The organism is Streptomyces sp. NPDC046925 (assembly GCF_040644915.1).
Lineage (GTDB): Bacteria > Actinomycetota > Actinomycetes > Streptomycetales > Streptomycetaceae > Streptomyces.
On record NZ_JBEYWZ010000003.1, the window covers coordinates 611628 to 633073 of the forward strand.

Genomic DNA, 21446 nt, shown 5'->3' on the forward strand with positions numbered 1-21446 from the left:
GTGTGCGCCGACCCCGCCTTCGCGCGTGCGTCAGCCCCGCAGCGGCCAGGCGGCGGCTTCGTGCTGGGGCTCGCCCGCGACGCGGGCGCATTCGTCGGTGAGGATCTCCAGGAGCGTCAGCGGGTCCGGAAGGGCGTGCTCGGGGCCGCGGATCCAGCTGACGGCCAGATCGCCGGGGAGCCGCGCGGGCGGCACGAGGACGTACGAACCGCGGCAGTGCCAGCGCAGGCCGGGGTGTTCGTTCGTCGTCTCGGGGTGGCAGTCCAGCTCACAGGGCCACCACTCGTCCTCGTCCTCCGGGGTGCCGCGCGTGAGCGTGAAGAAGAGCATCCGCCCCTCGTCCATGACGCCCTCGGACTCGGCGACCGGGCCCACCTCGATGCCGTCCGCGAGGAGCCTGGCCAGGGCCTCGCGCCCGGCGTCCACCGGTACGTCGAGGACGTCGTGGACCATGCCCGTCGCGGTGATGAAGTTGGCCTGCGGCTGATGCCTGGCCCAGCGCTCGATCTGCCCGCGGTCGGTCGTGGCCTGCGTCTGCCAGGCGAAGGAGATGGGGTGCCTGGCGGGCGTGGGACAGCCGATGCGGTCGCACGAACATCGGTACGCGGAGGGGTGCGCGGCCGGTGAGAGCGGCAGGCCCGCTGCCGCCGCGGCGACCAGCAGGGCCTCGCGGCCCGCTTCCTCGCCCGCCGTGTCCTCCGGTCGGGGACGTCGGCGAAGCCACTGGGAAATCCTGCCCTGCCCGCCGGACCGGCGGCCGAACTCCGCGCCCATCAATCCCCTCACCTCGCATGTGTGCCGAGAAGCATGTCCCATGGTCGCACCATCCTGCTCCTCGGGGGGCCAGAGCCCACATCCGGGGTAGCTGGGGTGATGCGCGGCGCAGGGTGACATCGCGCGTCATTGCGTAGCAACAAGGGATATACGCCCCTACCGTGTTCGCCATGGTCACCAGGACTGTGCTCACGGGACTCTCGGGGTTCATGAGCCTCGCCACATTGACCCTCGCGACGCCCGCCGGAACCCTCAACCCGCTCGAATGGGGCGGCGGCCCTTTGACGGCGGAGGCACTCCCCCGCGTCACCTACACCGCCCACCGCGGCGGCGCCCTCGAGGTGCCGGAGAACAGCATGTCGGGCCTGGTGGCGGCGTACGAACGCGGTACGGCCCAGGTCATCGACGTCGATACGCGGATACTGCGCGACGGCACGCTGGTGGCCATCCACGACGCGACCCTGGACCGTACGACGACGTCCAGGGGCCCGGTGCGCTCGCTCACCCTGCGCCAGTGGCGGCAGGTCAGGCTGCGGCCGGGGGCCGGTCTGCCGGGCAGCTGGCGTGCCGAGCGGCCGCCGACGGTCGCCGAGGTCCTCGACCGTTTCGGCGGGCGCATCGTGCTGATGCTGGAGGCGAAGGACCCGGACAGTCTGCGCAGGCTCGGTTCGCTGATCCGCGCGCGGGGTCTGACCCGCTCGGTGTTCGTGAACTCCAACGACCCCGGCGTCGCCCTGCGCGCGCACCGCATGGGCCTGCTCGCGCAGGTGTGGCGCTCCAGGCAGCAGATGCGCACGGACCGGCCCGCGCGCTGGGCCGGGTTCGTGGACGTCCTGGACGTGGACCACAAGGCGCGGGACGCGGATCTCCTGCGCGCGGTCAACTCCGGGGTTCCGCGGGTGTGGGCGCACACGGTGACCACGCCGGGCCAGCGCGACCGGGCGCTGCGGCTCGGCTGCAACGGCGTGATCACGGACGCTCCAGGGCTGCTCGCGCGGACGCCGGTGAAGAAGGGGTGGCCGGTCGGAGCCGTGTGATCAGCGGGGTGCGATCCCGTGGAGGGCGTACTCGACGAGCTTGTCGCCGTACTCGTGCGTGAGCGGTCCCGTCCGCTGGAGCCAGCGCTGGGCGATCGGGCCGGTCCACAGTTCCAGGGCGATGCGGGGGTCCACCTCGGAGGAGACCTGGCCGGCTTCCTGGGCGGACCGCAGGCGCTTCACGTAGAGCTGGAGCGAGGGTTCGAGGAGCTTTTCGACGTACTCGGCGCCGATCTCGTCGTTCAGCATGCCCTCGGCGGCGAGTGCCCGGTAAGGGGCGTCGTACTTGGGGTTCTTGAGCTCGTCGATGGTGGCCCGTACGACGTACTTGAGGTCGGCCTCCAGGTCCCCGGAGTCCGGGATCTCGTGCTCCAGTTCATGGCCGGCCGCGGTGCTCGCCTCCTCGCTCGCCTGGTGGCCGAGGTCCAGGAAGGCGTCGAGCAGGACGGCGCCCTTCGACGGCCACCAGCGGTAGATCGTCTGCTTGCCCACGCCCGCGCGGGCGGCGATCGCCTCGATCGTGAGCTTGGCGTAGCCCACCTCGGAGACCAGTTCGAGGGCGGCGTCATAGATCGCGCGGCGCGAGCGTTCGCTGCGGCGCTTGGAGTCTGGGGCGGATTTCGTGGCCATGCCGTCGAATGTAACAGCGGACGAGCCGAGACGTACCGTCTCGTAAAAGCTTGACAAGACGAACCGTCTCGTTCAAAGTAAGTCAACGAAGCGAGACGATACGTCTCGCCCAAATCGCTCGATCCACTCGATCCGGAGGTACGCACATGTCGCGAGGCGGAGCAGGAAACATGCTGGGCGTGGGCGGTACGCGCACCAACCTCTCCCGCAAGGCGTTGCGCGGCGGGGGCCGCGGCGGTCAGATCGGCGGCGGGCTCAGCCCGCAGGCGCAGAAGCGTGAGCTGCTGCGCAAACTCCAGGAAGGCCGCTCGGCGCGCAGCGAGTCATGAGACGGGAACGTGGACGGTGGATTGACCATCCACCGACCCGGGTGGACCACTTGCCGAACCACCCGTTCAGATCACAGCGCGAGGGCTCCTCAGACCGCACCATGGGCAGCAACTGACCCGATACGGGCAGGAACTGACCACCGCGGTACGTGAGGAGCCCTCGTTGAGTCGTATTCCTCGTCGCGCCACACCCCGGCGCTATCTGATGTGCTCACCCGCACACTTCAAGGTCACGTACTCCATCAACCCCTGGATGGATCCCTCGAAACCGGTCGACGTCCCTCTCGCCATCGCCCAATGGGAGGACCTGCGCGACCGCTACCGCTCGCTCGGCCACACCGTCGAGGAGCTCGTCCCGCGTCCCGGCCTGCCGGACATGGTCTTCGCCGCGAACGGCGCGACCGTCATCGGGGGCCGCGTGCTCGGCGCGCGGTTCGCCCACCCCGAGCGCGGGCCCGAGGCCGTCGCCCACCTGGAGTGGTTCCGTGAGCACGGCTTCACGGACCTCCTCGAACCCACGCACGTGAACGAGGGCGAGGGCGACTTCGCCGTCACGTCCTCGTACGTCCTCGCCGGACGCGGCTTCCGCGCCAGCCCCCTGTCGCACGGGGAGGCCCAGGAGTTCTTCGGCCGCCCCGTCATCGGCCTCGATCTCGTCGATCCGCGCTACTACCACCTGGACACGGCGCTCGCGGTGCTCAGTGACACGGGGGACGCGGCGGACGACGTCATGTACTACCCGCCCGCGTTCTCGCCCGGCAGCCGGGCCGTCCTGCGCGGCCTGTTCCCCGACGCGCTGATCGCGGAGGAGCCGGACGCGGTGGCCCTCGGGCTCAACGCGGTCTCGGACGGCCTGCACGTGCTGCTCCCCCAGGGCGCGGTCGGCCTCTTCGCCCCGCTGCGGGAACGCGGCTACGAACCCGTCGCCATGGACCTGAGCGAACTGCTCAAGGGCGGCGGCAGCGTGAAGTGCTGCACGCAGGAGCTGCGCGACTAGCCCTCCGCGCTGTCCAGGTGGGGCGGCGGCCATGCGTCGCCCCACTCCGCGTCGCGGGCCGCGCGGTACAGCGGGCCGTGGCGCTTGGTCACCGTCTCGCGGTGCAGTCTCTCGTCCGCCGCGCACAGGTCGAGCAGGACCTGGCCCTTGCGGATCTGGGGTTTGCGCACCACGCGCTCGGCCGCCGGGACGGCGTCGAAGCGGACCGCGGCCACATAGCTGAACTTCTCGTCCTCGTACGGCAACGAGCCGCCCTTGACCTTCCGGTGCAGGGACGAGCGGCTGACGCGGGCGGAGAAGTGGCACCAGTCGTCGCCGGGCACGATGGGGCAGGCCGAGCTGTGCGGGCACGGCGCGGCGACCCGGAATCCGGCGGCGACGAGGCGGTCGCGGGCCTCGATGACGCGCGCGTAGCCGTCGGGGGTGCCCGGCTCGACGATGACGACGGCCTGCGCGGCACCGGCCGCCGCGTCCACGACCGAGCGCCGGTCGTCCTCGGTCAGCTCCTTGAGGACATACGACACCGTGACGAGATCAGTGCTCTCGATGCTGAGCGCCGATCCGATACGAGAGCGCTGCCACTCCGTGGCCTTCAACCACGGGTTGGCGGCCGCCAGTTCACGCCCCAGGGCCAGCGCGGGCTCGGCCCAGTCGAGGACCGTGACGGGCCGCTCGCCGCCCCAGGTCGCACTGACCGCCCAGGTCGCGGCGCCGGTCCCGCCGCCGACGTCGACATGGCTGCCGGGCGCCCACCCGGCGGGCGCGGCGTCCGCGAGCGCGCCGAGCGCGGAACGCACCGCCTCGAAGGTCGCGGGCATGCGATACGCGGCATACGCGGCGACGTCCGCGCGGTCCCGCAGGATCGGCGCGTCGGTCGGGGTCTGCCCCCGGTAGTTGGCGATCAGCCGCTCGACGGCCTGCGCGGCCTGCTTGGGCGGAAGCCCGTCGAGCAGCCCGGCGAGGGCGGCACGCAGGGCCTCACCGGGGACTACCGGGGAATGGGGGACGTTCACCCGGCGATTCTACGGGGGTCCAGGCCCCGTAAGGGGCGCGGGGAACTGCGCGACAAGCCCCCACCGGGCCCGCGGACGAAAAATCACCGCCCCCGGCGAAGCTCAGCGCGCAGCGCGTGCGAGCCGGGTACCAGCCCGCGCCCGAGGCCCACTGTCGGCAACCCCCCGCCGAGGATGAACCGTGTTCGCCAGCAGGATCAGAAACGAATCCGTGGCGGGGTCGATCACCAGGGACGTCCCGGTGAACCCCGTATGCCCCGCGGCCCCGCGCCCCGCGAGCTCCCCCATGAACCACGCCTGATCGAGCCCGAACCCGAACCCCGGCGGCGTCAGCATCAGCTCCACGAAATCGGGACCGAGTATGCGCGCCGTGCCGTACGACCCTCCGCACAGCAGCGCCCGGCAGAAGACCGCGAGGTCGCGCGCGGTGGAGAAGAGCCCGGCGTGCCCCGCGACACCGCCGAGCGCCCAGGCGTTCTCGTCGTGCACCTCGCCCCGCAGCATCCCCCGGTCCGCCTTCGCCCAGGGCCTGCGCTGATCCTCGGTGGCGGCCGCGTCGGGGCGCGGGCCGAAGCCGGTGGCCGCCATGCCGAGCGGCCGGGTGATGCCCTCGCGTACGAGGACGTCGAGCGGGCGGCCCGTGATGCGCTCCAGGACGTGCTGGAGGAGCAGCATGTTCAGGTCGGAGTACAGATACTGGCCCGGCGTCGACGACGGCGCCTCCGCGGCCAGGGCGGCGAAGCGTGCCGCGTCGTCCGGGCAGGCGTAGAGCGGCAGTTCGGGACGCAGGCCCGAGGTGTGCGTGAGCAGCTGGCGCACGGTGATGCCGTACTCGGCGGCGGCGGTGAACTCGGGGACGTACGCCGAGACGCGCGCGTCGATGCCGAGCGTGCCGCGCTCCAGCTGCTGCATCGCGGCGACCGTGGTGAAGAGCTTGGTGAGCGACGCCAGGTCGAAGGGCGTGCCGGTGCGGGTCAACACCTGCTCCGCGGGCGGCAGTTCGACGCCCGCGTCGGTCTTGGCGTCGTAGGCGGCGTAGCGCACCGCACGGCCCACCGCCTCCTCGACGGCGACCACGGGCCCGCGTCCGGCGAGCACGACGGCGCCCGCGCACCAGGGCCGCTCCCCGCGCGTCAGGGCGCGCACCTCGCGTACGAGGTGGTCCATCTCCTGCGGGTCGAGCCCCGCGCGGTCCGGCGTCCCGGCGCGCAGGAGGCGTGGCGCGGTCAGTGGTCCGTCCCCTCCCGGTTCGGTCTGGCCGTGTGCTGCCAGGGGCGGCACAGTCCCACGAAGCAGCCGATGGCCGCCAGCCCGCAGAAGAGCTGGACGACGGCCATCGGCACGGCCGTGGCCTCGCCCGCGATGCCCACGAGCGGGGATGCGATCGCGCCGATGAGGAAGGAGGACGTGCCGAGCAGCGCCGACGCGGAGCCCGCGGCGTGCGGGGTGCGCATCAGGGCGAGGGCGTTGGTGTTGGGCATCGCGAGGCCCATCGCCGACATCAGGACGAAGAGCCCGGCGGCGACGGGGAACAGGCCGACGTCCCCGAAGACCCCCGAGGTCATCAGGAGCAGCGCGGTGGCGGCGAGCACGATGACCGTCAGGCCGAAGGCTAGTGCCTTGTCGAGGCTGACCCGGCCGACGAGGATCTTGCCGTTGATCTGGCCGACGATGATCAGGCCGACGGAGTTCACGCCGAAGAGGAGGCTGAAGGTCTGCGGGGAAGCGCCGTAGATCTCCTGGATGACGAACGGCGAGGCGGAGATGTAGGCGAAGAGGGCGGCGAAGGCGAAGCCGCCCGCGATCATGTATCCGGTGAAGACGCGGTCGGCGAGGAGCGACTTCATGGTGCGCAGCGCCTCGACGGTGCCGCCGCTGTGCCGCTTCTCCGGGGCGAGCGTCTCGGGCAGGCTCCGCCAGACCACCACGGTCAGGGCGATGCCGATGACCGTGAGCACGGCGAAGATGCCGTGCCAGTCGGTGAAGCGCAGGACCTGGCCGCCGATGAGGGGCGCGACGACCGGGGCGACCCCGGAGATCAGCATCAGGGTGGAGAAGAAGCGGGCCATCTCCACGCCGTCGTAGAGATCGCGCACGACGGCGCGGGCGATGACGATGCCCGCGGCGCCCGCGAGGCCCTGCAACAGGCGGAAGCCGATGAGGAGTTCGACGGTGGGCGCGAAGGCGCAGATCGCGGTGGCGAAGATGTAGACGAAAAGACCGATGAGCAGCGGCCTGCGCCGGCCCCATTTGTCGCTCATCGGCCCGACGACGAGCTGTCCGAGCGCCATGCCGGTGAGGCAGGCGGTGAGGGTGAGCTGCGCGGTCGCGGCGGACGTGTGCAGCGAGCGGGTGACCTCCGGGAGCGCCGGCAGGTACATGTCCATGGAGAGCGGCGGGACCGCGGTGAGGCCGCCGAGGACGAGGGTGACCAGGAGGCCGGTGCGGCGCTTGGCGGCGAGGCCCGCGGCGGGGGCCGGAGCGGCGGGTGCGGCAGGTGCGGGGCCCGGGTCTGCCTTCCGGGACTGCCGTATGAGGGAGCCTTCGGACTCACTCGTGGTGCGGCTGCCGTGCTCCGGCATGCGGATTCCTTTCCGATTAGGCGTGCGATTACCTATGCTCTCAGCTCAGTCGTGCTGGTTGAGACCATTTCCGCGGTACTCCGCGGTACGGACAGGGGCCCCAGTGGTGGAAGACAACCGTGAACCCGTGCGCTGGGGCATCCTCGCGACGGGCGGGATCGCCGCATCGTTCACGGCGAACCTCCTGGACATGCCGGACGCGGAGGTCGTCGCCGTGGCGTCGCGGACCGACGCGTCGGCGAAGGTGTTCGCCGAGCGGTTCGGGATACCGCGCGCGTACGGGAACTGGAGCGCGCTCGCCGAGGACGAGGACATCGACGTCGTGTACGTGGCGACGCCGCACGCCTCGCATCTGGCGGCCGCGGGCCTGTGTCTGGACGCGGGCCGTGCGGTGCTCTGCGAGAAGGCGTTCGCGCTGAACGCGCGCGAGGCGCAGGAGCTGGTGACGCTCGCCCGGCGGCGCGGCCTGTTCCTGATGGAGGCCATGTGGATGTACTGCCATCCGCTGGTCAGGCGGCTGAAGGCGCTGGTCGACGACGGGGCGATCGGTGAGGTGCGGACCGTGCAGGCCGACTTCGGGCTCGCCGGTCCCTTCCCTCCCTCGCACCGGCTGCGGGACCCGGCGCAGGGCGGTGGCGCGCTGCTCGATCTGGGGGTGTACCCGGTCTCGTTCGCGCATCTGATGCTCGGGGAGCCGTCGGGGGTGACGGCGAGAGCGACGCTCTCGGACGAGGGCGTCGATCTCCAGACGGGAATGCTGCTCTCGTGGGAGAGCGGTGCTCACGCTCTGTTGCACTGCTCCATCAACGCGGGCACCCCGGTCAGCGCGTCCGTCACCGGTTCGCGGGGCCGCATCGACGTCCCGGACGGCTTCTTCTTCCCGGAGCGCTTCGTGCTGCACCGCGACGGCCGCGATCCCGAGGAGTTCACCGCCGCCCCCGGGGACGGCCCCCGCGACAGCCTCAAGCACGAGGCCGCCGAGGTCATGCACCGCCTTCGCGCGGGCGACACCGAGTCCCCGCTCGTCCCCCTCGACGGCACCCTCGCGGTCATGCGGACCCTGGACGCGGTGCGGGAGCGGATCGGGGTGCGCTACCCGGGCGAGTGAGCGCACCCCCGCGCGGGGCCTAGGCGGGCTTCAGGCCGGGGTCGCCCGCCTCCGTCACGAAGGACGCCGCCGTGGTGATCGGCGCGCCGGGCGTCGTCACCGCCGACACGGTCTTGAAGTCGGCGCGCGCGGATTCCTTGCCGAGGTCCACGGTCACATAGCCGCGGCGCCCGTTGTAGAACTTCATGTGCGGGTTGGCCTTGGTGTAGGTCTCCCAGTTCGCGGGCTTCTCGGCGCCGTCCTTGCCGCTCGCGATGGACGTGGCGACGATCTCCGTGCCGACCGTCTTGGACGAGGGGGCGTCGAAGTCCTTCTTGATGTCGTAGGCGTAGCCGACGTGCACGTCACCCGTGAGCACCATCAGGTTCTCGATCCCGGCCGACGCCGCGCCCGCCAGGACGCGCTCGCGCGATGCGGGGTAGCCGTCCCAGGCGTCCATGCTGACCTTCGCCACGGGGTTGAGGTCGAGCTTGCGCTGGGAGAAGTTGACCTGCTGCGGTACGACGTTCCACAGCGCCTGCGAGCGGCGCCAGCCGTCGATGAGCCAGCGCTCCTGGGTGGCTCCGGTGAGGGTGCGCTTGGGGTCCTGCGACTCCGGTCCGGGGATGTCGGAGCCGTCTCCGTAGGCCTGGTCGGAGCGGTACTGGCGGGTGTCCAGGACGTCGAACTGGGCGAGGTTGCCCCACTTCAGGCGGCGGTAGAGCTGAAGGTCCGGGCCCTTGGGCTGCTGGGGGCTGCGCAGCGGCAGGTTCTCCCAGTACGCGCGGTAGGCGGCGGCGCGGCGGATCAGGAACTCGGCGGGCGGGTTGCCGTTCTCGTCGAGGTCGCCCGCGTAGTTGTTCTCGGCCTCGTGGTCGTCCCAGGTGACGACGAAGGGGTGCGCGGCGTGCGCGGCGCGCAGATCGGGGTCGGACTTGTAGAGGGCGTACCGCAGGCGGTAGTCCTCCAGGGTCTGCGTCTCGCGGTTGTAGAGGGCGGGCAGGGTGCGGTCGGTGTAGTTGCGGGCGCCGCCGACCGAGTTCACCGCGTACTCGTAGAGGTAGTCGCCGAGGTGGAAGACGACGTCCACGTCGTCCTTCGCCAGGTGTTTGTACGCGGTGAAGTAGCCGTCGTGGTAGGCCTGGCAGGAGACGGCGGCGAGTTTCAGGGAGCTCACCCTGCTGCCGGCCGAGGGGGCGGTGCGGGTACGGCCCGTCTCGCTGATCCACTTGCCCGTCTTGAAGCGGAAGTAGTAGGTCCGGCCGGTGTTCAGGTAGTCGACGGCGACGCGCACGGAGTGGTTGTACTCGGGGTGGGCGGTGACGGAACCGCGTCTGACCACCTGGCGGAAGCGGGCGTCGCGCGCGATCTCCCACTCGACGACGACACGCTGCGCGGGCAGACCGCTGCCCGGCTCGTACGGGGACGGGGCGAGGCGGGTCCAGAGCAGGACCGAGCCGGGCAGCGGGTCGCCGGATGCCACGCCGAGCGTGAAGGGGTTCTCGGCGATCTTCCGGCCGTCGAGCTCGGCGGCGCTCGCAGCGCCCGCCGTCGGCAGATTGGTGGCGAAGGCGAGCGCGGCTGCGGCGCCCGTGACGGTGAGGAAACGCCGACGGCCGAGGTGGCGCGCGGCGGCTCGGAGCTCTGCGGTGTCCTGCTGGCCTGCGGATGTCATATGGCCCTCCCCTGACGATTGGTGTCCAGGGCATGCAAGTGGTGGGGGAAGACGCGCGACTGTCGCGTACACAACACCTGCATGGCGGACGGATGATGTCCGCATGGACGCCCCTCCCGTACGCTGCGGGGCCATGAACGCTGAGCCAACAGAGCAGACGAAGACCGCCGTGGTGACCGGAGCGGGCTCCGGAATCGGCAGGGCCGTGGCCGTGGAACTGCTGCGGGCCGGCTGGTCCGTGGCGCTCGCCGGGCGCCGCGTGAAGACGCTTGAGGAGACGGCGGCGATCGCCGCGGGGGTGTCGGAGGGCGCCGCGGTGCGGCCCGTGCCGCACGCGGAGGAGTCCACCGAGGCGAACGCCCCGGCCAGGACCGACGCCCTGTGCGTGGCCACCGACGTCTCGCGCCCCGAGGACGTGGCCGCACTCTTCTCGGCCGTACGGGACCGCTTCGGCCGCCTCGACTTCCTCTTCAACAACGCTGGTACGTTCGGCCCCGGCGGCGTCCCGGTCGACGAGTTGCCCTACGACGCGTGGCGGCACGTCGTCGACACGAACCTCAACGGCTCGTTCCTGTGCGCGCAGGCGGCCTTCCGGCAGATGAAGGAGCAGGACCCGCAGGGCGGCCGGATCATCAACAACGGCTCCATCTCCGCGCACGTGCCGCGCCCGCACTCCGTCGCGTACACGGCGACGAAGCACGCGATGACCGGCCTGACGAAGTCGCTCTCCCTGGACGGCCGCCCCTACCGCATCGCCTGCGGGCAGATCGACATCGGCAACGCGGCGACCGACATGACCGAGCGAATGCAGACCGGAATCCTCCAGGCCAACGGCGAGTTGGCGCCCGAGCCGGTGATGGACGTGGCGGACGTGGCGCGCACGGTGCGCCATATGGCGGAGCTGCCCCTGGAGGCGAACGTGCAGTTCGCGACGGTGCTCGCGACGAACATGCCGTTCGTCGGGCGGGGCTAGGTCCCTTCCGGAACCCTTCCTGCACCCTTCCGTGGCCGACCGTGATCCCGTGTTCACGGTCGGCCCACATCTGCACAAACGGAATAGATAACTCCGCGTCAATTACGCGCATCACGCCCCGTATGCTCAACGAGCCCTACACGGGAACTCCACATTCAGAGCACACACGGAGCACACCTTGCGCATACGTTCCGCCGTCCCGGCCGTCCTCGCGTCCGCCGCACTTTCGGCCTCGCTGCTCGCCGTCTCCCCCGCGAGCGCCGCCGCGCACCAGGGCGGACTGCACCTCGGGTACATCCAGTACGACAGCCCGGGCCGGGACACCCGCTCCAACTCCTCGCTGAACGCGGAGTGGGTGAACATCCACAACAACACCGGCTCGGCGATCCAGCTCAAGGGCTACAAGCTGAAGGACAACACCGGCTACACGTACACCTTCGGCAGCTACAAGATCGGCGCCGGAAAGACCGTCAAGGTCCGCACGGGCAAGGGCACCAACGCGTCCGGCGTCCGCTACTGGGGCCGCGGCTCGTACGTCTGGAACAACACCAGCGACAAGGCCCGCCTCATCAAGCCGAGCGGCTCCCTCAAGGACTCCTGCTCCTGGACGACCAGCAACCGCGGCTACAAGAGCTGCCACTGACGGCCACAGGCCACCTGAAGGGGGAGGGGGGCAGGGCAGCCGCTCCGTGACGGCCGGAGGGGGCCCGCGACGGGGAGCCGCGGGAATGACCGGGGTCGCGGAACGGTTGCCCTGCCGCATGACGCAGCAGGAAGAGGTGAGCGGGGCGGGGGCCTGCTCCCCGTAGAGCAGGGAGGTGCGACGGGGCGGGGGTCTACTCCCCGTCCGTCCCGCGCACCCCAGCCAGGATCCGCTCGACCTCCGCAAGATCCCCCGCGGTCAGCGGCCCGTACTCCAGCGCCCCCGCGTTCTCCTCGACCTGCGCCACGGTCCGGAAACCCGGCACGGGAACAGCCTGCGGGCTGCGCGCCCAGAGCCAGGCGAGTGCCCCCTGCGCGAGGCTCCGGCCGCCGCCGGTCAGCACCGATCGCACCGCGTCCACCCGCCCCAGCCACTCGGGATCGGCGCCCCCGCCCGTCCCGAAGCCCGGCAGCCAGGCGGGCGGAGCACTGCGGATGTCACCGGCCGCGGGCACGCGCCCCGCACCGAACTTCCCGGTGAGCAGCCCCATGGCAAGGGGACTGCGCAGCACGCTCGCGAGCCCGAGCTCCGCGCAGAGCGCCAGCATCCGGGGCGCGTCCTGGAGCACGTTGCAGCGGTGCTGCACCGCCGCGCAGTGCGGCCCCTCGGCGAAGATCGCCGCCCTGTCCGGGTCGTCCGTGCTCCAGCCGTAAGCCCGGATGAGGCCTTCCCGTACGAAGTCCTCGCAGGCGTCCCTCAGTTGCGCGGCACGCTCCGGGTCCGCGTCGCCGATGTGCAGCTGGTAGAGGTCGACGTGATCCGTGCCGAGCCGCTTCAGCGAAGCGGTCAGCGCACGGCGTGCGTACGCCACCGAGTCGTCCGCGCCGCCGAGCGCGGCCCGCTTCTCCTCGTCGAAGAGGTTGCCCCACTTGGTGGCGATGACGACGTCGTCCCGCCGCGCGCCGAGAGCGCGCCCCAGGACGCGCTCGCTGTGCCCCGTCCCGTAGTTGTCCGCGGTGTCGAAGAAGTTCACGCCGAGATCGACGGCCCGCCGGATCGCCCGCACCGACTCCTCGTCGTCGACCGCGCCCCAGCCGTACGGCTCCCCGGCCGGCCCCGACCACTCGCCCCCGATGGCCCAGCAGCCGAGCCCCAGCGCGCTGACCTCGATGCCGCTGCGCCCCAATGTCCTGTGTGCCGCCCGTGTCGTCCGTGTAGTCCGTGTCGCCCGTGTAGTCCGTGTCGTCTCCATGACCGGGGACGCTAGGAGTTGAAGCGCACGCGAAGACAAGCCCTCCGCGGATTTACGCCTGCCCCGTCTCGAACCGGGAGACCTTCCCGCCGTCGACGGTGAAGTGCCACTTCGTCCGCATCTCGCCCCACGTGTCGTTGCGGTACGTGACGATCAGCGTCTGCCCGCCGTCCGACTCGTTCTCCACGTCCATGTGGCCGTTCGAGGAGAAGACCTCGCGGTCGGTCCAGTCGGCGATGTCCCGGTCGGAACCGTCGTCGGACATGGTCGCGCCGGGCGTGAGGAGGTCCTCGAAGGCGGCCTTGTCGTGGGAGTTCACCGCGGTGACGAAGGCCCGGACCGTCGGGTCGGAGAGCCGGTTTACCTGGATGCTCATGCACCCACGGTCACATCGGCCGCCCGGCCCCGCCACCGGACGGGGTCACCCGTACGGCCGACTGAGCCGGTACGCGGCGGGGCTCTGACGGACGGTGGGAGGACGAGCACCGACACGCTCTCGCACACGCACGGGCAAAACCAGCACGGGCAACCAGCACCGGCAACCATCCGCTCACCCCCGGGAGACAGCACCATGACCAGTTCCTGCTTCGACCGCCGCGACCTGGGCCTTCTCCTGCTCCGGGTCGGAGCCGGCGGGGTCCTCGCCTCGCACGGGGCCCAGAAGCTCTTCGGCTGGTTCGGCGGCCACGGCATCGAAGGCACCGGCGCCTTCATGGAGTCCATCGGCTTCACCCCCGGCAAGGCCAGCGCCGTCGTCGCCGGGCTCGCCGAAGCGGGCGGCGGCACGCTGCTCGCGCTCGGCCTCGCGACCCCCGCCGCCGGTTCCGCGGCGGCGGGGGCCATGGCAGGGGCGACCGCGGTGCACGCCCCCAACGGCTTCTTCAGCCAGGGCGGCGGCTACGAGTACCCGGCGTTCCTCGGCCTGGTCTCCGCCGCCCTCGCCGTCACGGGCCCCGGCGCCTACTCCCTCGACAGCTCGCTCGGCCACTCCTTCAACCGCAACTGGATGGTTCCCGCGGCCCTGGCGGGCACGGCCATCGGCGTGCTCGTGTCGGTGGGGTCGCGGGCCAAGAACGTACGCGACCAGGAGAGCGCCGCCACGCCGGACGATCCGGGCACGTCGGCCTGACGGTCACACCGCCACGCTGCGGTCGTCCCCGTCGCTCTCCTTGCCGCTCTCCTTGCCGCTCTCGTTCGCCGGGGTCACGCCCGCGTGCGGAGTCATGGTGAGGCCGTCCGGCTTCACGGTGACCAGGGCCTGCGCCTTCGGTTCGGGCGAGGTGAGCGCGAGGCGCGGCCAGAGCTGTTTGACCGTGGCGAGGATGATGAGCAGTTCGGTCCAGGCGAAGGCCTCGCCGACACAGTTGCGGCGGCCCGCGCCGAAGGCCAGGAACGCGCCGCGGGTGGCGGCGTCGGGCCTGCCCGACCAGCGGTCCGGGTCGAAGCGTCCCGGCTCGGGGAAGACCGCCGGGTCGTGCTGGTGGAGGTAGGGGCTGTAGACGACGTCCGCGCCCTCGGGAATGCTGTGCCCGCCGAGCGTGACCGTGCGGGTCGCGGTCCTCGTGACCAGCCAGGCCGGGCCGTACATCCGCATCGTTTCCTGCAATACGGCGCGCGTGTAGCCGAGCCGGTCGAGGTCTTCCTGGCCCACGGGGCGGTCGCCGCAGACCGTGTCGAGTTCGTCCTGTATGCGGCGCGCGATGTCGGGGTTCTTCTCGATCTCGACGAACGCCCAGGCCAGGGTGGTGCTCGTGGTCTCGATCGCGCCCGTGAGCAGGGTGATGGCCTCGTCCTGGAGCTGGCGCCGGGACAGCGGTCCTGTCTGCGGGTCATGGGCGGTGAGAAGGGTGTCGAACAGCCCGGCGTCCGACGGCTGCGCCGCGTGCGGGCAGGCCGCCTCCGGGGCAGGGCTCCCGGCCTGTGCGGCGCTGCGGTGGTCGATGGCCTGGTCGATGAGGTGACGCAGCCGGGCGACCCGCTCGGCGTGCGCGCGGTTGGCGGGCAGCGGGAGGCGGGTGATCCAGCCGGGCAGGAGCGTCTGCCGGATGGTGCCCTGCATGATGGGCGGCATCAGGGCGATGAAGTCACGCTGCAGGTGAGCGGGGAGGTCCGCGCCGAACAGGGCGGTGAGGAACGCCGCGAGGGTCAGCTCCGTCATGTCGGCGAGGGTGTCCCGCGGCTCCCCTTCCGCCCATCCCCCGACGATCTCCCGCACCTTCTCGATCATGGTGTCGCCGCGGGTGGCGATGTGCGCCTTGTTGAACATCGGCTGCATGAGGCGGCGGTTCCGCATATGGGTGTCCCCGTCGGCGACCGTGGCAAGGCCGTCCCCGAAGAACACCTTCAGGGCGTCGATGATCCGCCCGCCCTTGGCATAGCTCTCGACGTCGGTGACCAGTACTTCCTTGGTCAGGGCCGGGTCGGTGACCACGTAGGCGGGGGTGCGGGCGAGTTGTATTCGCACCACCGGTCCGTGCTCGCGCAGGGAGTTCATGAACTCCAGCGGCTGCCGCTTCAGTTGCAGGCCGTGCCCGATCAGGGGAAGCGCTCCGGGCGCGAGAGGGGTGGGCGACATCCGCGTGGTTCTCCTTGCGTGGGGGGTGTGGTGCCTGTGGGGAGGTGGTGCCGGTGGGGACTGTGGTGCGTATGGGGGTTGTAGCGCGTTCGATGCATGCCCCACGGACATGTGATCAAATCCGCTTGATCGCGATCACTGCGTCACTGCTTCCGTACGAGGGGGCGGCGACGCACCACGTCGAAATTGGCTGTCTCCTGCCGGAGTTGCCGGGATAGCGTCGTCGCCCATGACCGAAACCACCGCCGCCCCGGACCTCCCGCCCCGCCTCACCCGCCTCACCTTCCACGGCCCCCTCTCCGAGGCGCGGGCCGCACGCATCGTCGAGCGCGTCGCGCCGGGCACGGGCTCCGTGCTTGATCTCGGCTGCGGCTGGGGCGAGTTGCTGCTCCGTGTCCTCGACGCGGCCCCGGACGCCACCGGCGTGGGCGTCGATCTGTCGGCCGATGACCTGGCCAGGGGACGGGCCAACGCCAAGGAGCGCGGTCTTGCCGACCGGGTCTCCTTCGTGGAGGAGTCGGCCACGGACACCACCCGAGGCCCCGCCGACCTCGTCCTGTGCCTGGGGTCGAGCCACGCGCTCAGCTCAGCCGAACCGCCCGGCCACACCGAGGCGGCCCTGCGCGCGCTGCGCGGCCTGGTGAGCCCCGGCGGCCGCGTCGTGCTCGGCGAGGGCTTCTGGCAGCGCACGCCCACCCCCGCAGAACTCGCCGGTATGTGGCCAGAAGCCCACGCGGGCGAACATCTCTTCCTCGGCGACCTCGTGGACGCGGCGATCTCCGCGGGCTTCCGCCCCCTGTGGGTGGAGACGGCGAGCGCGGCGGAGTGGGAGGACTTCGAGTCCGGCTACCGCACGGACGTGGAGGAGTGGCTGGCCACGCACCCGGACCACCCGCTGGCCGCCGAGACCCGCGAGAAGACGGACCGCCAGCGCAACACCTGGCTCCGGGGCTACCGCGACGTGCTCGGCCTGGCCTACCTGACCTTGATGCCGGTGAGCTGAGGCCGCCGCGGCCCCGCACCGGTCCGTGGACATCCGTCGGCCGCCGGGATACCGACCGAAGTCTGCCGCCCATCGACTTTCGGCGGCTGCCCCGCACCCCTCCGCCCGCCTAGCGTCGGGGACATGACCAGCGAAGAGAGCCTCGGCCCCGTACCGCTCCGCAAGGACCGTACGACGGTGCTCGGTTACCCGCGCCGTGACCTGCTGACCATCGTCATCGGCATGCCGCTCCTCGGCCTCCTGCTCGGCCTCGCCCTGCCGCCCCTCGCCCGGTGGCTGAGCAAATCGCCGGTACTGCCCTGGCGGGACCCCATCGAGTTCGCCGGCTCGCTGGACAAGCCGTGGCAGACGGCGATCGCGGTGGGCCTCGGTCTGGTGGCCGGGCTGCTCATCGCGGTCACCGAGATGGCCGAGACCCTGAAGCTGAAGCTGACGAACCAGGAGCTGGCGGTCGAGCAGCACGAGCGGACACGGACCATCGAACGCGCCCGTGTCTCGGCGGTGTTCCTGGACGGCAAGAACCTGGTGGTCCTGGACGAGACGTCACGCCAGTTCGCGCGCGGCGTCCACGAGGCGGCGGCACCGGTCCTGGCCGAGGCGTTCCGCTCGCACGGCTACCCGTGGCGGGACACCGACCCGCACGCGTCCCTGTTCAGCCGCTGGATCCCCGGGGCCCCCGGCCTGCCCGCCGAGGCGCACGCGGTCCTCGCGGCACGGAAGGTCGCGCTGAAGAGCAAGGCCGGGGAGGACGTACGGGACCTCGGCGAGACGATGCAGGGCCTGGGGTACGTCGTACGGGACGAGGGCAAGGACCAGTACTGGCGTCCGCTGGCGGCCGGGGCCGAGGAGACGGGCTAAGGGGGCGGCGCCGCTCGGAAGTGAGCGCCACCGCCCCCGCACCGGCTTGCTCCGTCAGAAGACGAACGGCCCCGGTGACTGCGCCGATGTGGCGTTACAGGTCGCGGTGATCCCGAGTACCACGACCTGGAGCGACTTGCCCTCCAGGCTGTCCCCGGCGGCGACGGTCCCGTCGAGCGGGCCAGTGGACACCTCGCCACCGGCCGGGATGGCCGGGTTGGAGCTGCCGGTGAAGGTCGCCGTGTCCGAGCCGTTCTTGGTGAGGGTGAGCGTGGAGTCGACCGAGTTCGCGGCGATGTCGATGGGGGCGCTGATCGCCGTCGTGGAGACGCTGATGGTCGCTGCGGTCCCGTCCTGGGTGGCCTTGAGCGTCGCCGAGCCCGAGCCCCACGACCCGCAGTCGAACGAGATGGTCGCGGTGTCCGGGGTGACGGCGGTGGCGGCGGGCGCCATCGCCAGCGCGCCCAGGGCGACCAGGCCTACGCCGAGCGCCGACCCGGCACCGAGCCTGCCGACGCCGTGCCGGAGGAAGCCGGATCTGCCCTGCCTGCCGAGTGCGTACATGCCATGCCTCATGAGGTCCTGCCTTCAAGTGGGGGGGAATGCGGGGGGACTTCGAGTCGTAACTGACGAGCAGTCAGCAACTCGGATCGCTGCTCATTGAGGCACGGACCCCATGAGGTGACAAGGTGCGCCTCCATGATTCTTGACATGCACCGGCCAATTTCGGCCGCGACCGCACGCGCTCCGAGACCCCCTCCCGGCACCGCGGGTGCAAAATGGCGATCATGACCTCGTCCTCGCCCCAGACCTATCAGCCGGTCCTCGACCGCATCGCGGCCGAGATCGAGAAGACGCCGGGGCGCGGCAGGCCCGCCGACTACATCCCGGCGCTCGCCGCCTGCGACCCGCGCCGGTTCGGCATGGCCGTCGCGGAGCCGGACGGCCGGGTGTACGGGGTGGGCGATTGGCGGCAGCCGTTCTCCGCGCAGTCCATCACCAAGGTCTTCACCCTCGCGCTCGACCTGGCGCGCGAGGGCGACGCGCTGTGGGAACACGTGGGCCGCGAGCCGTCCGGCAACCCCTTCAACTCGCTCGTGCAGCTGGAGTACGAGAACGGCATCCCCCGCAATCCCTTCATCAACGCGGGCGCCCTCGTCGTCACCGACCGCCTCCAGACGCAGACCGAGGACGCGTCGGGCACGCTGCTCGACTTCCTGCGCCGGGAGAGCGGCAACGACGGGCTCGCCATCAACGAAGCCGTCGCCGCGTCCGAGTCCGCGCACGGGGACCGCAACGCCGCGCTCGGCCACTTCATGGCGGCCTACGGCAACATCGACAACCCGGTCCCCGTCCTCCTCGACCAGTATTTCCGCCAGTGCTCCGTCGAGGCGTCCTGCGCCGACCTCGCCCTGGCCACCGGCTTCCTGGCCCGGCACGGCATCCGCGCCGACGGCACCCGCCTGCTCAGCCGCAGGCAGGCCAAGCAGATCAACGCCATCATGCTGACCTGCGGGACGTACGACGCCGCGGGCGACTTCGCCTACCGCGTGGGCCTGCCCGGCAAGAGCGGAGTCGGCGGCGGCATCATCGCCGTCGTCCCCGGCCACTGCACGATCTGTGTGTGGAGCCCCGGCCTTGACGAGCGGGGCAACTCGGTGTCGGGCGTCGCGGCACTCGACCGGTTCACGACGCTGACGGGGCTCTCGGTGTTCTGAGGATGACGAACATATCCACGCGCACCGGCGCGCGCCGCACCGCAGGCGGGAAGCGGGACACCGACCGCCGCGGCCGCAGGCGGGGACCGCTCGCAAGGAGCGCGTACGGCGTGTACGTCGCGCTGCTCGCCCTGCTGTTCCTGCTGCTCGTCGTACGCCTTGCGGGACTGGACGCGGGAACCCCGCTCGCCGTGCCCGTTGTCCTGTTCCCCTACGTGGCCGTACTCAGCGTCCTCACCCTGGCCACCGCGCTCGCCGTCCCCGCCCTCCGCTCCCGCCGGCCGCTCCTCGTCGCCGGACTCCTCACAGCCGCGTACGTCGTACTGCTGGTGCCGCGCTTCGTACCGCACAAGGGGCCGCATCCCGGCGGAGGCGGCCGAGTTGAGGGTGGCCACGCTCAACACCCATGTGGGCCAGGGGGACGCGCATGCGCTGGTGGAGCTGGTGAAGTCGGAACGCATAGACGTCCTGGCCGTGCAGGAGCTGCCGTCCGCCGGGATCACCGCGCTCGCCGAGGCGGGCCTGGGCAAGGTCCTGCCGCACCAGGAACTGCACCCCGAGAACGACTCCTCGCTCTACTCCCGGCTTCCGCTGACGCACGGCGGCCCCCTGAAGGCGGACACGGCCTGGCCGCAGACGGCCGCACAAGTGAGGGTCGGCGGACGCGCGGTGCGGCTGGTGGCGGTACACACGTACTACCCACTGGGCGACGCGGACCGCTGGGCCAGGGACATGACCGCGCTCACCACCGTCGCCCGCGACAGCGGCCCCGACACGGTGCTCCTGGGCGATTTCAACGCATCCACGGACCACGCCCCGATGCGCGACCTGCTCGCATCGGGCGGCCTCAAGGACACGCACGCCGAACTCGGCAAAGGCTGGCCCCGCACCTGGCCGGCCAACAAGAGCCTCCTCCCACCCCTGCTGCACCTGGACCACGTCCTGCACGGCTCGGGCCTGGCGGGCATCTCGGTAGCCGAACGAACAATCCCCGGCACGGACCACAGGGCAGTGATCGCCACACTGGCGATTTTGCCCTGAGGGGCCTGCGGAAAGGGGCAGACGAGTCGGGCTGTACGCCGGGTTCTGTCGCCCGGTCGCCTCGCGGCGGCCGGGGAGACGGCCATCCATCTAGGGTCCGCATTGCTGCGGACCTCGTGCGGTCTACCCGCGGACTCGGGCGGGCAGCCCTCGATCATCCGCGCAGGGCCCCGTCTCCGAGGCCCCTCTTGACCTTGCTCCAGGTGGGGTTTACCTAGCCGCCTGAGTCACCTCAGGCGCTGGTGGTCTCTTACACCACCGTTTCACCCTTACCGGAGGCCTTACGGTCTCCGGCGGTCTGTTTTCTGTGGCACTGTCCCGCGGGTCACCCCGGGTGGCCGTTAGCCACCACCTTGCCCTGTGGAGCCCGGACGTTCCTCGGGAAGACCCCCTGGTGAGGGAGACTCCACGCGACCGTCCGCCCGGCTCGTCTGCCGTGCCGCCCATGCTACCCGCCGGGCGCCGCAGCTCCGCGCCGCGGATCCTCAGTCGAACTCCGCGGTCTCCAGCTCGAAGCCGAACGGCTCGGGGAGGGCCATCGCCTTGCCGAAGGGGAGCGTGCAGTGCTCGCGGTAGTCATCCCCCTCCGGGTCGCGGAACAGCGTCACCGAGGAGCCCTCGCGGTCGATGAGCAGGTAGAGCGGAATGCCGCCACGGGCGTAGCAGCGGCGCTTGGCTTCGCGGTCCGCCTGCGGCTTGGCGCCCGTGACTTCGGCCACCAGGGAGACGCCCGCACAGGGCATCCATGGCTCGGCTCCGCGGAAGAGCCTCAGCTCTCCGGGGACGAACGTACCGTCCGGGATCGCGTGATTCTCCGGGCAGGCATCCCCGCTCTTCAGCTTCAGGCCCTTGTTCCCGGAGAACTGCATGTCTGTTCTGGATCGCCTGATCACCTGGCTCACGATCAGGCTGATGCAGTGCTCGTGATCCCCGTCCGGCGGCGGCGTCACGACAATTTCCCCCTCGATCAACTCCGCCCGGAAACCCTCCGGGGTGTCAAAGGCGAGGAAGCCCTCCAGGAGGACCTCCGCATGCGTGAGCTGCTCGTGTGCCTTGGCAGTAATGGTGACGCCCCTTCCGCGGTCGCTAGCCAGACTGGGACATCTATTGATCCGCCGCCCGAGAGATCGGGAGGTATTCCCTCGATCGAAGTGCGGGTACACGGGCGGACGTCAGGCTTCGCCCGCCCGGCGGGTCCCGGCCCGCGCCGCTTGACCTTGTCGCAGCGTCAACGTTTCTACTGGGGGGCATGAACGGGA

At 71.2% G+C, this 21446-nt stretch carries 22 protein-coding genes and 1 other RNA gene; 11 read left to right on the forward strand and 12 right to left on the reverse strand.

Annotated features, from left to right (window positions below):
• Nucleotides 1-30 precede the first annotated feature (30 nt).
• A complete protein-coding gene (locus ABZ906_RS15990) occupies nucleotides 31-774 on the reverse strand; it encodes a bifunctional DNA primase/polymerase (RefSeq protein ID WP_361382367.1) in 744 nt (247 codons plus the stop codon).
• A 170-nt stretch (nucleotides 775-944) separates the two neighbouring features.
• On the opposite strand from ABZ906_RS15990, the gene ABZ906_RS15995 reads away from it, so the two are divergent.
• Nucleotides 945-1811, forward strand: a complete 867-nt coding sequence (locus tag ABZ906_RS15995; protein ID WP_361198334.1) for a glycerophosphodiester phosphodiesterase — start codon at nucleotides 945-947, stop codon at nucleotides 1809-1811.
• On the opposite strand, the gene ABZ906_RS16000 is transcribed toward ABZ906_RS15995, so the two are convergent.
• Nucleotides 1812-2441 (reverse strand): TetR/AcrR family transcriptional regulator, encoded by a 630-nt coding sequence (locus ABZ906_RS16000; protein ID WP_361382370.1) that lies wholly within the window; start codon nucleotides 2439-2441, stop codon nucleotides 1812-1814.
• A gap of 146 nt (nucleotides 2442-2587) precedes the next feature.
• Between ABZ906_RS16000 and ABZ906_RS16005 the strand changes: the two genes are divergently transcribed.
• Both ABZ906_RS16005 and ddaH read left to right on the forward strand, forming a co-directional pair.
• On the forward strand, nucleotides 2588-2770 hold the full coding sequence (locus ABZ906_RS16005) for a DUF6243 family protein (RefSeq protein ID WP_361198340.1): 183 nt from the start codon (nucleotides 2588-2590) through the stop codon (nucleotides 2768-2770).
• Between the two features lie 172 nt (nucleotides 2771-2942).
• Nucleotides 2943-3767: a dimethylargininase gene (ddaH, locus tag ABZ906_RS16010; protein ID WP_361198775.1), complete on the forward strand. Its 825-nt coding sequence runs from the start codon at nucleotides 2943-2945 to the stop codon at nucleotides 3765-3767.
• Here the strand turns inward: ddaH and ABZ906_RS16015 are convergent.
• From ABZ906_RS16015 to ABZ906_RS16025, 3 genes are all read right to left on the reverse strand, one after another.
• Nucleotides 3764-4780 carry a small ribosomal subunit Rsm22 family protein gene (locus ABZ906_RS16015; RefSeq protein WP_361382372.1) on the reverse strand — a complete coding sequence of 339 codons (1017 nt, stop codon included), beginning with the start codon at nucleotides 4778-4780 and terminating at the stop codon, nucleotides 3764-3766. The two genes, ddaH and ABZ906_RS16015, sit on opposite strands and share 4 nt — an antisense overlap.
• Nucleotides 4781-4882: 102 nt before the next feature.
• Nucleotides 4883-6061, reverse strand: coding sequence for a serine hydrolase domain-containing protein (locus tag ABZ906_RS16020; protein ID WP_361382375.1), 1179 nt, complete (start codon nucleotides 6059-6061; stop codon nucleotides 4883-4885).
• Nucleotides 6007-7362 carry a Bcr/CflA family multidrug efflux MFS transporter gene (locus ABZ906_RS16025; protein WP_361382378.1) on the reverse strand — a complete coding sequence of 452 codons (1356 nt, stop codon included), beginning with the start codon at nucleotides 7360-7362 and terminating at the stop codon, nucleotides 6007-6009. The genes ABZ906_RS16020 and ABZ906_RS16025 overlap by 55 nt, the downstream gene beginning before the upstream one ends.
• 106 nt (nucleotides 7363-7468) lie before the next feature.
• Here ABZ906_RS16025 and ABZ906_RS16030 point away from each other — a divergent pair, with 106 nt between their 5' ends.
• Nucleotides 7469-8470 carry a Gfo/Idh/MocA family oxidoreductase gene (locus ABZ906_RS16030; RefSeq protein WP_361382381.1) on the forward strand — a complete coding sequence of 334 codons (1002 nt, stop codon included), beginning with the start codon at nucleotides 7469-7471 and terminating at the stop codon, nucleotides 8468-8470.
• A gap of 19 nt (nucleotides 8471-8489) precedes the next feature.
• On the opposite strand, the gene ABZ906_RS16035 is transcribed toward ABZ906_RS16030, so the two are convergent.
• On the reverse strand, nucleotides 8490-10124 hold the full coding sequence (locus tag ABZ906_RS16035) for an alkaline phosphatase D family protein (RefSeq protein ID WP_361382384.1): 1635 nt from the start codon (nucleotides 10122-10124) through the stop codon (nucleotides 8490-8492).
• Nucleotides 10125-10257: 133 nt separating this feature from the next.
• Here ABZ906_RS16035 and ABZ906_RS16040 point away from each other — a divergent pair, with 133 nt between their 5' ends.
• Complete coding sequence (locus ABZ906_RS16040; RefSeq protein ID WP_361382387.1) at nucleotides 10258-11097, forward strand: SDR family oxidoreductase; 840 nt, start codon at nucleotides 10258-10260, stop codon at nucleotides 11095-11097.
• Nucleotides 11098-11275: 178 nt separating this feature from the next.
• On the forward strand, nucleotides 11276-11740 hold the full coding sequence (locus ABZ906_RS16045; protein WP_361382390.1) for a lamin tail domain-containing protein: 465 nt from the start codon (nucleotides 11276-11278) through the stop codon (nucleotides 11738-11740).
• Between the two features lie 193 nt (nucleotides 11741-11933).
• Here the strand turns inward: ABZ906_RS16045 and ABZ906_RS16050 are convergent, their stop codons facing one another.
• Nucleotides 11934-12992, reverse strand: coding sequence for an aldo/keto reductase (locus ABZ906_RS16050; protein WP_361382393.1), 1059 nt, complete (start codon nucleotides 12990-12992; stop codon nucleotides 11934-11936).
• A gap of 52 nt (nucleotides 12993-13044) precedes the next feature.
• A complete protein-coding gene (locus ABZ906_RS16055) occupies nucleotides 13045-13368 on the reverse strand; it encodes a nuclear transport factor 2 family protein (protein WP_361198366.1) in 324 nt (107 codons plus the stop codon).
• Nucleotides 13369-13563: 195 nt separating this feature from the next.
• Here ABZ906_RS16055 and ABZ906_RS16060 point away from each other — a divergent pair, with 195 nt between their 5' ends.
• Nucleotides 13564-14121, forward strand: coding sequence for a DoxX family protein (locus tag ABZ906_RS16060; RefSeq protein WP_361382396.1), 558 nt, complete (start codon nucleotides 13564-13566; stop codon nucleotides 14119-14121).
• A gap of 3 nt (nucleotides 14122-14124) precedes the next feature.
• On the opposite strand, the gene ABZ906_RS16065 is transcribed toward ABZ906_RS16060, so the two are convergent.
• Nucleotides 14125-15567 carry a cytochrome P450 gene (locus tag ABZ906_RS16065; protein WP_361382398.1) on the reverse strand — a complete coding sequence of 481 codons (1443 nt, stop codon included), beginning with the start codon at nucleotides 15565-15567 and terminating at the stop codon, nucleotides 14125-14127.
• Nucleotides 15568-15796: 229 nt separating this feature from the next.
• On the opposite strand from ABZ906_RS16065, the gene ABZ906_RS16070 reads away from it, so the two are divergent.
• Nucleotides 15797-16570, forward strand: coding sequence for a class I SAM-dependent methyltransferase (locus ABZ906_RS16070; protein ID WP_361382401.1), 774 nt, complete (start codon nucleotides 15797-15799; stop codon nucleotides 16568-16570).
• Nucleotides 16571-16693: 123 nt separating this feature from the next.
• A complete protein-coding gene (locus tag ABZ906_RS16075) occupies nucleotides 16694-17428 on the forward strand; it encodes a hypothetical protein (protein WP_361382404.1) in 735 nt (244 codons plus the stop codon).
• A gap of 54 nt (nucleotides 17429-17482) precedes the next feature.
• Here ABZ906_RS16075 and ABZ906_RS16080 read toward each other — a convergent pair whose 3' ends face one another.
• The gene (locus ABZ906_RS16080) at nucleotides 17483-17992 is read right to left on the reverse strand and encodes a hypothetical protein (protein ID WP_361383211.1); all 510 of its coding nucleotides are present in this window, start codon (nucleotides 17990-17992) and stop codon (nucleotides 17483-17485) included.
• 215 nt (nucleotides 17993-18207) lie between these two features.
• Between ABZ906_RS16080 and ABZ906_RS16085 the strand changes: the two genes are divergently transcribed.
• On the forward strand, nucleotides 18208-19146 hold the full coding sequence (locus ABZ906_RS16085; RefSeq protein ID WP_361382407.1) for a glutaminase: 939 nt from the start codon (nucleotides 18208-18210) through the stop codon (nucleotides 19144-19146).
• A 387-nt stretch (nucleotides 19147-19533) separates the two neighbouring features.
• Nucleotides 19534-20187, forward strand: coding sequence for an endonuclease/exonuclease/phosphatase family protein (locus ABZ906_RS16090; RefSeq protein ID WP_361383214.1), 654 nt, complete (start codon nucleotides 19534-19536; stop codon nucleotides 20185-20187).
• 18 nt (nucleotides 20188-20205) lie between these two features.
• On the opposite strand, the gene rnpB is transcribed toward ABZ906_RS16090, so the two are convergent.
• Nucleotides 20206-20617, reverse strand: an RNA gene (gene rnpB, locus ABZ906_RS16095) — RNase P RNA component class A.
• A 55-nt stretch (nucleotides 20618-20672) separates the two neighbouring features.
• The gene (locus tag ABZ906_RS16100; RefSeq protein WP_361383217.1) at nucleotides 20673-21251 is read right to left on the reverse strand and encodes a Uma2 family endonuclease; all 579 of its coding nucleotides are present in this window, start codon (nucleotides 21249-21251) and stop codon (nucleotides 20673-20675) included.
• Nucleotides 21252-21446 lie beyond the last annotated feature (195 nt).

What these genes read in the sequence shown, in the direction of transcription:
- ABZ906_RS15990 (WP_361382367.1), bottom strand. Translation starts at nt 774, where the DNA reads ATGGGCGCGGAGTTCGGCCGCCGGTCCGGCGGGCAGGGCAGGATTTCC.
- ABZ906_RS15995 (WP_361198334.1), top strand. Translation starts at nt 945, where the DNA reads ATGGTCACCAGGACTGTGCTCACGGGACTCTCGGGGTTCATGAGCCTC.
- ABZ906_RS16000 (WP_361382370.1), bottom strand. Translation starts at nt 2,441, where the DNA reads ATGGCCACGAAATCCGCCCCAGACTCCAAGCGCCGCAGCGAACGCTCG.
- ABZ906_RS16005 (WP_361198340.1), top strand. Translation starts at nt 2,588, where the DNA reads ATGTCGCGAGGCGGAGCAGGAAACATGCTGGGCGTGGGCGGTACGCGC.
- ABZ906_RS16025 (WP_361382378.1), bottom strand. Translation starts at nt 7,362, where the DNA reads ATGCCGGAGCACGGCAGCCGCACCACGAGTGAGTCCGAAGGCTCCCTC.
- ABZ906_RS16035 (WP_361382384.1), bottom strand. Translation starts at nt 10,124, where the DNA reads ATGACATCCGCAGGCCAGCAGGACACCGCAGAGCTCCGAGCCGCCGCG.
- ABZ906_RS16040 (WP_361382387.1), top strand. Translation starts at nt 10,258, where the DNA reads ATGAACGCTGAGCCAACAGAGCAGACGAAGACCGCCGTGGTGACCGGA.
- ABZ906_RS16050 (WP_361382393.1), bottom strand. Translation starts at nt 12,992, where the DNA reads ATGGAGACGACACGGACTACACGGGCGACACGGACTACACGGACGACA.
- ABZ906_RS16055 (WP_361198366.1), bottom strand. Translation starts at nt 13,368, where the DNA reads ATGAGCATCCAGGTAAACCGGCTCTCCGACCCGACGGTCCGGGCCTTC.
- ABZ906_RS16060 (WP_361382396.1), top strand. Translation starts at nt 13,564, where the DNA reads ATGACCAGTTCCTGCTTCGACCGCCGCGACCTGGGCCTTCTCCTGCTC.
- ABZ906_RS16065 (WP_361382398.1), bottom strand. Translation starts at nt 15,567, where the DNA reads ATGTCGCCCACCCCTCTCGCGCCCGGAGCGCTTCCCCTGATCGGGCAC.
- ABZ906_RS16070 (WP_361382401.1), top strand. Translation starts at nt 15,797, where the DNA reads ATGACCGAAACCACCGCCGCCCCGGACCTCCCGCCCCGCCTCACCCGC.
- ABZ906_RS16075 (WP_361382404.1), top strand. Translation starts at nt 16,694, where the DNA reads ATGACCAGCGAAGAGAGCCTCGGCCCCGTACCGCTCCGCAAGGACCGT.
- ABZ906_RS16080 (WP_361383211.1), bottom strand. Translation starts at nt 17,992, where the DNA reads ATGTACGCACTCGGCAGGCAGGGCAGATCCGGCTTCCTCCGGCACGGC.
- ABZ906_RS16085 (WP_361382407.1), top strand. Translation starts at nt 18,208, where the DNA reads ATGGCGATCATGACCTCGTCCTCGCCCCAGACCTATCAGCCGGTCCTC.